The sequence below is a fragment of the Pseudomonas sp. RW10S2 genome, from assembly GCF_014268985.1.
In the GTDB taxonomy this organism is placed as follows: Bacteria; Pseudomonadota; Gammaproteobacteria; order Pseudomonadales; family Pseudomonadaceae; genus Aquipseudomonas; species Aquipseudomonas wayambapalatensis.
Genome location: NZ_JABWRO010000147.1, coordinates 1 through 12,208, shown reverse-complemented (window position 1 = coordinate 12,208; position 12,208 = coordinate 1). Strand labels below are relative to the sequence as shown.

The 12,208-nt window shown below is 64.5% G+C and carries 11 protein-coding genes; 9 read left to right on the top strand and 2 right to left on the bottom strand.

Annotation, left to right across the window (positions count from 1 at the left end; translation table 11 throughout):
* Positions 1–108: 108 nt before the first annotated feature.
* The 9 genes from HU729_RS23080 (at position 109) to HU729_RS23040 (ending at position 10,251) form a co-directional block, all read left to right on the top strand.
* Positions 109–1,002 carry a LysR family transcriptional regulator gene (locus tag HU729_RS23080; RefSeq protein WP_186711652.1) on the top strand — a complete coding sequence of 298 codons (894 nt, stop codon included), beginning with the start codon at positions 109–111 and terminating at the stop codon, positions 1,000–1,002.
* Between the two features lie 145 nt (positions 1,003–1,147).
* Positions 1,148–3,805: an aconitate hydratase AcnA gene (acnA, locus tag HU729_RS23075; protein ID WP_186711651.1), complete on the top strand. Its 2,658-nt coding sequence runs from the start codon at positions 1,148–1,150 to the stop codon at positions 3,803–3,805.
* A gap of 117 nt (positions 3,806–3,922) precedes the next feature.
* Entirely contained in the window at positions 3,923–4,981 is a 1,059-nt protein-coding gene (locus tag HU729_RS23070; RefSeq protein WP_186711650.1) for a lactonase family protein, read from the top strand.
* Positions 4,982–5,093: 112 nt separating this feature from the next.
* Positions 5,094–5,822, top strand: a complete 729-nt coding sequence (locus HU729_RS23065; protein ID WP_186666995.1) for a transporter substrate-binding domain-containing protein — start codon at positions 5,094–5,096, stop codon at positions 5,820–5,822.
* Between the two features lie 48 nt (positions 5,823–5,870).
* Positions 5,871–7,514, top strand: coding sequence for an acetolactate synthase large subunit (locus tag HU729_RS23060; protein ID WP_065861364.1), 1,644 nt, complete (start codon positions 5,871–5,873; stop codon positions 7,512–7,514).
* Between the two features lie 151 nt (positions 7,515–7,665).
* Complete coding sequence (locus HU729_RS23055; protein WP_186711649.1) at positions 7,666–8,220, top strand: UPF0149 family protein; 555 nt, start codon at positions 7,666–7,668, stop codon at positions 8,218–8,220.
* Between the two features lie 274 nt (positions 8,221–8,494).
* Positions 8,495–9,124 carry a glutathione S-transferase gene (locus HU729_RS23050; RefSeq protein WP_186711648.1) on the top strand — a complete coding sequence of 210 codons (630 nt, stop codon included), beginning with the start codon at positions 8,495–8,497 and terminating at the stop codon, positions 9,122–9,124.
* 22 nt (positions 9,125–9,146) lie between these two features.
* Positions 9,147–9,317, top strand: a complete 171-nt coding sequence (locus HU729_RS23045; protein WP_186711647.1) for a hypothetical protein — start codon at positions 9,147–9,149, stop codon at positions 9,315–9,317.
* Positions 9,318–9,354: 37 nt separating this feature from the next.
* Positions 9,355–10,251, top strand: a complete 897-nt coding sequence (locus HU729_RS23040; RefSeq protein WP_186711646.1) for a LysR family transcriptional regulator — start codon at positions 9,355–9,357, stop codon at positions 10,249–10,251.
* A 7-nt stretch (positions 10,252–10,258) separates the two neighbouring features.
* On the opposite strand, the gene HU729_RS23035 is transcribed toward HU729_RS23040, so the two are convergent.
* Entirely contained in the window at positions 10,259–11,122 is an 864-nt protein-coding gene (locus HU729_RS23035) for an aldose 1-epimerase (RefSeq protein WP_238348420.1), read from the bottom strand.
* A gap of 26 nt (positions 11,123–11,148) precedes the next feature.
* Positions 11,149–12,078 (bottom strand): DMT family transporter, encoded by a 930-nt coding sequence (locus HU729_RS23030; RefSeq protein WP_186711644.1) that lies wholly within the window; start codon positions 12,076–12,078, stop codon positions 11,149–11,151.
* Between the last annotated feature and the right edge of the window lie 130 nt (positions 12,079–12,208).

Sequence of the window (12,208 nt, the reverse complement as noted above, 5' to 3'; positions counted from 1 at the left end):
GGTTTTGTCTTTCTGGCGTTCTGAAGCCAGACCGGCCCCGCCCATGCCACGGGACAAGCCTGCTTCTACAGGGTATGGTGCACCTCTATTCTTCCCTGACCCGCCCGCATGCGCTACGACCTTACCAGCCTGGACCTGTTCATCACTGTCGCCCAGGAGCGCAATCTGACGCGCGCTGCGGGTATCAAGCACCTGGCGGTCTCGGCGATCAGCAAACGCATCAGCGAACTTGAGGCGCAGATCGGTTCGCCGCTGCTGATTCGCAACGCGCGCGGTGTCGAGTTGACGCCTGCCGGTCAATCCCTGCTCTTTTACGCCCGTCAGCTCAAGCAGACCCTGGCACAGCTGGACAACGAACTCAGCGAGTTCGCCGCAGGGGTCAAAGGCCATATCCGCATTCACGCCATCACCTCGGCGCTGTCGCAGTTCCTGCCCCAGGACATGGCTGGCTTCACCCAGCTTTACCCACAGATCAAGTTCGATATCGAGGAAGGTGTAGGCTCGGCGGTAGTCCGCGCTGTCGCGGATGATCACGCCGACCTCGGTATCATCTCGTCGCACACAGCCCCACTGGGGCTTGAAACCCTGCCTTACCGGCACGATGAACTGGTGCTGGTGGTGCCGGTAGAGCACGAGCTGGCCAAACGCCGCACCGTACAGTTCAGCGAGGTGCTGGCATACGAGTTCGTCGGCCCGCACCTGGACAGCACCCTGCACAGCCTGCTCACCGAACAGGCCAAAGAAATGGGTCAACCGCTCAAGTTGCGTATTCGTATCAGCAGCTTCGACTGCATGTGTCGCATGGTCGCCAATGGCCTGGGTATTACCGTGCTGCCACGTAGCGCGGTGGAGCCCTACGTGCGCAGCCACAGCCTCAAGCGTGTGACCCTGTCAGAGCCCTGGGCCCACCGCTCATTGCTGCTGGTATTCAAGAAGTACGAGCTCGCCTCGCCGACGCTCAAGACCTTCATCGACCACCTGGGCGCTCCCTCCCAGCCATAACCTTCCTTTCGAGCGTTCTCCGATGGAGAACGCTGACGTGATAATCGATCAATTTTCACCCCTCGCTCCAGCGCCTAGCATTGGCTCACCTGCAGCGGCGTCGCCTGAACGACGCCATGATGACAAGAAGCCGAGCGACACGCGCATGATCGACAATGCCCACCTGATGAGCCCCCTGCAGATCGACCAGGATCACTTCACCTACCTTGATCTCAAGAAACTGCTGACGCCCACCCAACTGCAGCGCTTGCCCTACGCCATCCGCATCCTTCTGGAGAACGTGGCACGCTGTTCTCCCGAGGCGCTGGACGCCGTGCTTGCCCGCGCCATCGGCGAGGGGCCGGACTGCGAGGTGCCATTCCAGCCCAACCGCCTGATGTTCCATGACACCACGTGCCTGCCAGCCCTGGCCGACTTTGCCGGTATGCGCGATGTGGTCGCCGAACTCGGCGGCGACCCGGCGGCGATGAACCCGCTGATTCCTGCGGTGCTGACCATCGACCATTCGGTGATCGTCGAACACTATGCAGAAGCCGATGCGGTGGAGCAGAACCTCGAGATCGATTTTCGTCGTAACAGCGAGCGCTATCGTTTCATCAAGTGGGCGCAGAAGAGCCTGGACAATTTCGGTGTCATTCCGCCGGGGACTGGCATCATCCACCAGATGAACATGGAGGCCCTGGCCAAGGTGGTGTGGGAAACCCGCACCGCCGAGGGGCAGCGTTTGCTGCACCCTGACGACATGGTCGCCACCGACAGCCACACGCCGATGATCAACGCCATCGGTGTGCTCGGCTGGGGTGTCGGCGGCCTGGAAGGCCAGGCGGCGATGGTGGGTGAGCCGGTGCCGATCAACTTCCCCCAGGTTATCGGTTTTCGCGTCAGCAACGCCCTGCGTCCTGGAGTGACCGCCACCGACCTGTCGCTGCACGTGGCCGAGATCCTGCGCCAGCGTTCGGTGGTGGGCAAGTTCGTCGAGTTCACAGGCCCGGGTCTATCGAACCTCGGCTGGGCTGCGCGTGGCACGGTATCGAACATGGCGCCCGAGTATGGTGCTACCGTGGTGTTCTTCCCCTTCGACGACCAGACCCTCGATTACCTCAAGCTCAGCGGTCGCTCCGCCGAGCTGTGCCTGCAGGCCACCACCTACCTGCAGGCCCAGGGGCTCTATCGCCACGACGCGCTGCCGGAGCCTGAATTCGACGAACTGATCGAGCTCGACCTTGCCAGTATCGAGCCCAGCGTCGCAGGCCCCTACCAGCCGCACCAGCGTCAGCCGCTGTCGCGCGCCGGTGAGTCGTTCCGCGAACAGGTGCTGGGCGGTAGCGAGCTGATCGGCAGCCGCTACCTCGCGCCCAGCTTCGGCGAGGCCATCGACCATGGCGCGGTGGTGCTCTCGGCCATCACCAGTTGCACCAACACCGCCAACCCCGCGCAGATGATCCAGGCCGGTCTGCTGGCCCGCCGCGCGCGGCGGTTGGGGCTCAAGCGCAAGCCCTGGGTGAAGACCTCGTTGTCGCCCGGCTCGCAGGTGGTGGCTGATTACCTGAGCGAAGCCGACTTGCTGCAGGACTTCTCCGCGCTGGGCTTCGACCTGGCCGGGTTCGGCTGCATGACCTGCATCGGCAACTCCGGCAAGCTCGAGGCACATGTCGAGGCCTTCGCCGACCAAGGCCTGAAGGGGGTGGTGGTGCTTTCAGGCAACCGCAACTTCGAAGGTCGGGTAAACCCCAAGGTGCCTGCGGGCTACCTGGCATCGCCTGCGCTGTGCGTAGCCTTCGCCATTGCCGGGCGCATCGATATCGACCTGACCCACGAGCCGCTCGGTCAGGATAGCGCCGGTAACCCGGTTCACCTGCACGACCTGATGCCCACTGATGATGAAGTGCAGGCGCTGGTGGCCCAGGTGGTCAAGCCCGAGTTCTTCCAGCAGCGCCTGGCCACGGTGTGGGACGGCACCCATCATTGGCAGGCCCTCTCGGCCGAGGGCAGCGTGCAGTTCCCCTGGGATGCACGCTCGACCTACCTGCGCCGCCCGCAATACCTGGCCGATATCCAGGCCGAACCCAAGGCCAGCCTGGCAATCGAGAACGCCCGTACCTTGATGGTGCTGGGGGACAATGTCACCACCGACCACATCTCCCCAGCCGGCGCCATTCCCGCCAGTAGCCTGGCCGGCCAGTGGCTGCTGGACCGCGGCGAAGACCCGCAGGACCTCAATCAGTATTCGACCCGGCGCAGCAACCACGAAGTCATGCTGCGCGGCGCCTTCACCAACAAGTCGGTGAAAAACCGTCTGCTCGGTGATACCCAGCCTGGCGTCGGCGCCTGGGCCTGGAATGCCGACCACAGTCAGTGCCTGCCGCTTTACGAGGCCGCGCAGAGCTATGTCGGCACCCCCATGGTGGTGTTCGCCGGTATCAACTACGGCGCAGGCTCCAGTCGCGATTGGGCGGCCAAGGCCCAGGCGTTGCTCGGGGTGCGAGCTGTGGTGGCGCGCAGCATCGAGCGTATCCACCGCAGCAACCTGATCGGCATGGGTGTGCTGCCTTTGCTGTTCCCGGCAGGGCAGGGCGTCGATGACCTGCAGCTCGACGGCAGCGAGCAGTTCGATTTCATCGGCCTGGACGAACTGAGGGTCGGTGACAACCGCATCCGCCTGCAGGTGCGTCGCGTCGATGGCGGTGTCGATGAGGCCGAACTCATCGCACGGCTCGACTCGCAGCAGGAGATCCGCTATCTCACCAATGGCGGTGTACTGCCTTACGTGATCCGCAAGGTGGTGCAGCGCACCCGCGGCTGAGGCCCCGGCATCGTTTGCTCATATGAAGGGCGCGGACTTGCCTGGCAGCTCCGCGTCCCTGACCATGGGCAGCCAGCCAGGTGATCCACCTATCCGCAACTGGGAGAACGACCCCCTATGTACGCCTATGTCGGCTCGCGCACGACCCGGGAGCGCAATGCCCGTGGCGATGGCATCACTGTCTACCGCCTCGATCAGGCCAACGGCAGCCTGGAGCAGGTCCAGGTCGTCGGTGATCTGGTCAACCCTTCCTTCCTGGCGCTGAATCGCTCTGGGGATCGGCTCTACACGGTGCATGGCGACCTCGACGAGGTCAGCGCCTTCACTGTCGACAAGGCCACTGGTCGGCTCGCGTTGCTCAACCGTCAGCGCTGCGAGGGCAGAAATCCGGTGCACCTGGCACTGGACCCGAGCGAGCGCTTCCTGGTGGTGTCGAACCACATCACGGGCACGCTTGCCGTGCTCAATGTCGAACAGGACGGGCGCATCGGCCCCCTCAGCCAGTTGCTCACGCTTGAGGGGCCGATCGGCCCGCACCGTATCGAGCAGCCCTTCGCCAAGCCGCACTTCAACCTCTTCGATGCCTCGGGCCAGTTCGTCCTGGTGCCGGACAAGGGGCTGGACCGGATATTCACCTTTCGCTTCGACGACGGCCGCCTGCATCCCGCCGAGCAGCCTTTCGTCACCACTCGCGAAGGCGCCGGCCCGCGGCATCTTGCAGTGCACCCCAAGGCGCCGTTCGCCTATGTGGTCAACGAGCTGGACTCGACCGTCACCACCTACCGTTTCGACTCGCACAACGGCGCGTTGCAGCCGCTGCAGATCCTCTCGACGTTGCCCTCGACCTACACCTACACCTGCAACAGCCGCGCCGCGGAGATCGAGATCGACCGCAACGGTCGTTTCGTCTATGCCTCCAACCGGGGCTACGACAGCCTTGCGGTGTATGCGGTCGATGCAGCCAGTGGTCTTCTGAGCCTGGTCGAAGTGCAGCCCAGTGCCGGCAAGACTCCTCGCTTTTTCGCCCTTACCCCCAATCAGCGTTTCCTCTTCGCGCTCAACGAAGACAGCGACAGCATCGTGGCTTTCGTCGTCGATCCCGAGCAGGGCAGGCTGCGCCAGACTGGTTTCTCGGTGTCCACCGGCAGCCCGGTGTGCATGGTCTTTTCTGCCTGAGCCGATTCTTGAATCGCTGCTGGCCTTTTCGCGGGCCAGCCCGCTCCCACAGGTCTTCTGATTCGCCAGAGGCTGTAACTCTCAATCCCACTCATTGCCCAGCGGAGTTCCAATGACGCTCACTATCCCCCAGGCCGTCCTCGACGAAATTGCCCCTGATGGCGTCCTGCGTGCTGCCATCAACTACGGCAACCCGGTCCTCGCCCAACGCGGCCCTGACGGCGAGCCCCAGGGCGTCTCTGTCGCCCTGGCCAAGCAGTTGGCCGAAGAACTGGGCGTGCGCCTCGAGATGCGCACCTTTGACGCCGCGGGCAAGGTGTTCGCCGCCCTGGAGGAGGGCGCCTGGACCTTGGCCTTCCTCGCCATCGAACCGGTGCGCGAGGCGCAGATCGCCTTCAGCGCGCCCTACGTGCTGATCGAGGGCACCTACCTGGTCAGGAAAGACGCCCCTTTCCAGCACGTCGACGAACTCGACCAATCCGGCCTGCGCCTGGCCGTCGGCAAGGGCGCGGCCTATGACCTCTACCTCAGCCGCACCCTGCAGCATGCCGAACTGTGTCGCGCCGACACCTCCGCAGCTGCCGTCGATCTGTTTGTCGACGAAGGCCTGGACGCCGCCGCAGGTGTGCGCCAGCCTTTGCAGAAGGTCGCCGACACCGATCCGCGCTACCGTGTGCTCGACGGTGCGTTCACCGCGATCCGCCAGGCCATGGCCGTTCCGAGGGGCTGCGACAATTCGGCCGCATTTGTAAGTGACTTTGTCGAGCGTTGCCTGCGTCAAGGCTTTGTTCGGGGGGCTTTGCTGGCCACCGGACAGACCGATGTCAGCGCACCGCGCTGACCGTCCCTGGACTCCACCCACGTCCAATCAATTGAGGTAACAAGCAAGATGGCCAAGGCCGCCGATGTCGTTGTGCAATGCCTGGAAAACGAAGGTGTCGAGTATGTGTTCGGCATTCCCGGCGAGGAGAACCTCGACCTGCTCGAATCCCTGCGCAAGTCGAAGATCAAGCTGGTACTGACCCGCCACGAGCAATCCGCAGGCTTCATGGCTGCCACTTATGGCCGCCTGACCGGCAAGACCGGCGTCAGCCTGTCGACCCTGGGCCCAGGTGCGACCAACCTGGTGACCGCCAGTGCCTACGCGTACCTGGGCGGCATGCCGATGATGATGATTACCGGCCAGAAGCCGATCAAGAAGTCCAAGCAGGGCCGTTTCCAGATCATCGACGTGTGCGGCATGATGGACCCCATCACCAAGTACACCCACCAGTTCGCCTCGGCCGACAACATCCCGGCGCGCATGCGCGAAGCATTCCGCCTGGCCGAAGAAGAAAAGCCCGGTGCCGTGCACCTGGAGCTGCCCGAAGACATCGCTGCCGAGCAGACCGACGCCCTGCCGATCCCGCGCAGCCTGCACCGCCGCCCGCTGGCCGAGCACGTGGCCATCGAAGCCGCCGTGCAGAAGCTGCAGAACGCACGCAACCCGATCCTGGTGATCGGCGCCGGTGCCAACCGCAAGATGACCGCCAAGGTCCTCAAGCAGTTGATCGACAAGACCGGCATCCCGTTCATCACCACGCAGATGGGTAAAGGCGTGGTCGACGAGCGTCACCCACGCTTCCTGGGCAACGCTGCGCTGTCGTCCGGTGATTTCGTGCACCGCGCCGTAGAGGCGGCCGATCTGATCATCAACATCGGCCACGACGTGATCGAGAAGCCGCCATTCTTCATGGTCCGTGGCGGCACCGAAGTCATCCACATCAGCTTCCGCTCTGCCGAAGTCGATGCCGTGTACTTCCCGCAGGTCGAAGTGATCGGCGACATCGCCAACGCCGTGTGGCAGATCAGTGAAGCGCTGACCGACACCTCGCACTGGGACTTCACCCGCCTGATGGCGATCCGTGAAGCCAACGAGGCGCAGATCGCCGAAGGTGCCGATGACGACCGCTTCCCGGTCTACCCGCAGCGCCTGGTTGCCGACATCCGTCGCGTACTGCCCTCCGAAGGCATCGTCGCTCTGGACAACGGCATCTACAAGATCTGGTTCGCCCGCAACTACAAGGCGCACAAGCCCAACACCGTACTGCTGGACAACGCCCTGGCGACCATGGGCGCCGGCCTGCCGTCGGCCATGGCTTCGCACCTGGTGTACCCGGACCGCCCGGTGATCTCGGTATGCGGCGACGGTGGCTTCATGATGAACAGCCAGGAGCTGGAAACCGCGGTACGTCTGGGCATGCACATCACCGTGGTGATCCTGCGTGACGACGGCTACGGCATGATCCGCTGGAAGCAGGCCAACATGGGCTTCACCGACTTCGGCCTGGACTACGGCAACCCGGACTTCGTCAAGTATGCCGAAGCCTACGGCGCCAATGGTCACCGCGTGGAAAGCGCCGAAGGCCTGCTGCCGCTGCTCGAGCACTGCATCAAGACCCCGGGCGTGCATGTGATCGACTGCCCGGTCGACTACAGCGAGAACGACCGCATCCTCAACAGCGAGCTGCGTGAGCGCGCGCTGGCGGTGTAAGGCCTGAGGTGCCTTCGCGGGCAAGTCGGCTTCCCAGCAGGTGTTGGGAGCGGGCTTGCCCGCGATTGCATTGTTGCGGACAACAAACGCTTCACCTTATTTTTCCCTGTGCTAGGGTGCACGCACTTCTGCTTTCCAGGACACCCGCACCATGCTCCCGCCGCTCAGCGAAAAAGAACTCCACCGCCTCGAAGACCTCCTGATCACCTACGGCAACGACTATTCGGTACTCAACCTCGCCGAGCTCAACGGTTTCTTCACTGCGCTGGCCAGCTCGCCTGTCAGGGTCAACCCCGAGCAATGGCTGCCAGCCGTTGCCGGCGGCAAGGTGCCCAAGTTCAAGAAGCCCGCCCACGAGGAAGCCTACACTGCGCTGATGCTGCGCTACGCCGACCAGGTCGCCGAGCAGTTGGCCGAAAACCTCGACGGCTTCGAGCCGTTGTTCGAGGAAAGCGAGGGCGAGGAAGGGCCAGCGATCATTCTCGAGGAGTGGTGTTTCGGCTACATGCGCGGCACCCAGGTTGCCGAGTGGAGCGAGTTGCCAGCGCAGCAGGACGCCCTGCTCAAGGCCATTTCCCTGCATGGCCTGGAAGACAATTTCGAGCTGCTCGATGCGATGAGCTTCGACGAACATCAGGCCTGCGTGCCAGGCGTGATCGAGGCGGTCCGTGGCCTTTATCGCTATCAGAAGCTGACACGCGACTGATCACTGGTGCTTCATAGCGAAGTCGGCACTCAGAGCAACCGGTGGCAATCGACCTACCACCGGTGCCATGTACTGCGGTGGCTTCTTCGCGGGCAAGCCCGCTCCCACAGGGTTTGTGAGCAATGCACCGCTTGTATTATTCCGATCAACGAAATTATGGATTGCTGGCCACACGGATTCTGTTGAACGGCGAACAGGTGCAGGATTCCCTCCAGCAGCGCCACTCTTGGATACCGGCGCTCAGACCTCAACCCTTTGAACCGGAGTCCAGACCATGTCCAACCCTATCAAGCTCTATCACTTCCCCAAGTCCGGACACGCTCATCGTGCCCGGCTGATGCTGTCGCTGCTCAAGCTGGAGCCGGAAGTCATCTTCGTCGACCTGGCCAAGGGCGAGCAGAAAAAGCCTGAGTTCCTGGCCCTCAACCCGTTCGGGCAAGTGCCTGTGATCGACGACAACGGCACCATCATCGGCGACTCCAACGCCATCCTCGTCTACCTGGCCAAGACCTATGGCCAGGGCCGCTGGCTGCCCCAGGATGCCGCCGGCGAGGCCCGTGTACAACGCTGGCTCTCCATTGCCGCCGGCCCCCTCGCCTTCGGACCGGCCGCTGCCCGACTGATCACCGTGTTCGGTGCAGGCTTCAATGCCGACGAAGTCATCGGTCGTGCCCACAACCTGCTCAAGGTGATGGAGGCTGAGCTGGGCAAGGCGTCGTTCCTCACCGGCAGCGAGCCGAGCATCGCCGACATCGCCAACTACTCCTATATCGCCCACGCACCGGAAGGCAACGTGTCGCTGGATGCCTACCCGAATGTGCGAGCGTGGCTGGCGCGGATCGAGGCGCTGGATGATTTCGTGGCGATGCCGCGCACCGCGGCAGGTCTGCAGGCCGAGGGCTGATCCTCGCGACAGGAGATGAGTGATGAACGTCGTCGAACCGCTCGGGGAGTATCCTGCGTGGCCTGGGGACAATCGTCCCGATATCGATGCACTCGATGTCCCGGCGCTGCCCTGTGCCGCGGAGTGTGAGGCCAGTTACCTGCTGCCGCAGGTCATCACTCATCCCGACCTACTCATTCGCCCCGGCTGCTGAAATAATCGCACATCGTTTCCAGGCAGAAGGGCAGGGCATGGACCACATCCACCTGATGAAGGTATTTGTCGCCGTCGGCGAGCTGGAAAGCTTCGCTGGCGCGGCACGCCGGCTGGACATGTCGCCCGCTGCGGTGACTCGCGCGGTCAGCGCCCTCGAAGAACGCCTGGGGGTCAAGCTGCTGCTGCGCACCACCCGCAGCGTGCGCCTTACCGAGGCCGGAGGCCGTTACCTGGAAGACTGCCGCAGCATCCTCGCCAGCATCGCCGAGGCCAACGAGGCGGCTGCCGGGGTCAATGCCACGCCCAAGGGCGAACTGGCCGTGACCGCGCCGATCCTGTTCGGCAAGAAGTTCGTCATGCCCAGCATCGTGCGTTACTTGCAGCAGTACCCTGAGGTGGATGTGTCGGCGTACTTCCTCGATCGGGTGGTGAACATGGTCGAGGAGGGCATGGATGTGGCGGTGCGCATCGGCCAGTTGCCCGACTCCGGGCTCAAGGCCCTGCGTGTCGGCAAGGTCAGGCGCATGCTCTGCGCCTCGCCCGATTACCTCGCCAGGCACGGCGTACCGACTCACCCCTCCGACCTCCACGAGCATGTGGTGATCGCCACCACCAACCTGTCGCCACGTGCGGGCTGGCGTTTTGGCCTGACCGACGAGCCGACCATGGTGCGCATGAAGCCCCGCCTGACCGTGACCAGCAACGACGGTGCCATTGCCGCCGCATGCGCAGGCCTGGGTATCGCCCGGCTGCTGTCGTACCAGGTGGTCGAGGAGATCGCCAGCGGCCGCCTGCAGGTAGTGCTCGCCGATTTCGAAGAGGCGCCCTGGCCTATCCATATCCTGCACCGCGAGAGCAAGTACGGCTCGGCCAAGGTGCGCACGTTTATCGACATGCTGGCCGCCGACGTGCGCGCCAAGGGCCTGGAATGACTGCCCGTCAGCCTGGCAGATAACGCAGGCGCAACCCCAGACTGACCTGCTCGCCCTGCTGCAGCAAGCGCAGCCCCGGACGCCCGGGCAGGTGATGGGCGTTGATCGGGTGGCTGACCGGCTCGAAGCAGAAGAAGTCGCGATCTTGCGGACAGAACAACAGAAAGTGTTCGGCGCCGGTGGCCTGGCATTCCAGGCGATAGCCCGCGTCGGGCTGTTCGATGGTGCAGTTGCCTGTCCAGCCTGCGAAGGCGTGGTCGACCGGTGTCAGCGGCAAGTGGCGGGCGCTGTCGAAGCGCCAGGCCTCGGGAATGGGCGCCAGCCGTGATGGCAGCTCACCGCTCTCGCCAAGCCACACCTGGCGGGCGGATGCCTGCAGGCGGGTGTTGGCAGACCTTGGAAAATACGGGTGCAGACCCAGCCCGTGCCAGGTCGCCTGGGCGGCAAGGTGGGTGACGTGCAGCTCCAGGTCAAGACGCCCCTCGTGCAGGTGCACATCCAGCATGGCCTGGTAGGCGAAGGGCTGCTGGCTGTCGAGGATCAGCCGGGCCCGCCGCTGGCTGTGGTGCTCCACACGCCACGGCTGCTGCCAGGCGCTACCGTGGATCGGGTAGGGATCGTGATCGGTGTTCGCGGCCAGGGCCTGCCAGCCGTCCGGGCGGGCAAAGCCGCCAGCGGCGATGCGATTGGACCAGGGCACCAGCGGATAGCAGGCCAGGCGCCGGGGTGAGCCGCTGGCGCGTGCTGCGGCGTCGCTGTGGCGCAACAACGCCTGGCCGGTGGCCTTGACCTGCCAGTTGACCAGGCTGGCGCCCAGCGCGGGGGCCAGGGTGAGACGGGTCAGGCGGTCCTGCAGGTGCAGTTCGGTCATTGCGCTGTTCTCCGGCAGGGCCGTGATCATTTCACCGCGGGCTGACGGCGGTACGTCAGCAGCACGATGCCACTGACCACCACCGCCCCGCCGAGCAGTTGCAGGCCGCTCAACTGTTGGTCGAGCAGGGCCCATCCCAGCAGCAGGGTGGCGATCGGTTCGATGTTCATCACTGGCGCGTTCTGTGCCATGTTCAGCCGCGGCACGCAGACGAACAGCAAGGTGAATGCCACCCCGTACAGCACCACCAGGCTGGCCAGGGCCATCCATCCCCCTGCGCTGCCCGGCAACGACAGGCCCGCCGGCACCCAACCACCAGCGCCTGCCACCAGCATGCTGGTGAACACGATCAGCAAGGTCAGCAGGCTGCGGACCGGGCCATGCACAGCGGCCAGCTTGTTGTCGGTGATCCACAGCGCACAGGCGAACACGCAGGCGGCACCGAAGGCCAGGCTGACCCCGAGGGTCCAGTGCGGATTGCTCGTGCCACTGTCGGCCAGGCGTCCCGGCACATCCAGGGCCAGCACCAGGCCGCAGAGGATCAGGGCCATGAACAGCACCGTGCGCCCGGTTGGGCGTACGCCGTTGAGCGCCCAGTTGAGCAGCGCCAGCAGGATCGGGAAGGTGTTGCCCACTAGCAGTGCCAGGGCCACCGGGATGCGCGCCACCGCCGAGTACAGGCACAGGCTCTGGGTGGCGATCAGCAGCCCCAGCAGCAGTTGCCAGCGCCGGGTGCCGCTGGGCAGCCCCAGGGCCTGGCGTTGCCAGAGCACCAGGCTGGCCAGGGCCAGGAAGGTGATGCCCGAGCGGCAGAGAATCGCCAGCAGCACGCCGGTGCCGTCATCGAAGGCGATGCGCGCGGCGATGTGGTTGCCGGCGAACGAGCAGGCCAGCAGCGCCAGGAGGGCGATGGCCAGCTTGCGCGGGAAGAGGGAAGGTGAGGCAGGAACAGCCATGTGCAGGGTCCATTTGCAAAAGAGGTCGACAGTGGGGGGCTTGCCGGAGCGGGGGCCTACGCCAAGAACACCGCGCTGCATGGCACCGGCTCTGCCGGTGATCGCGGGACAAGTCGGGGCGCCGAACCGC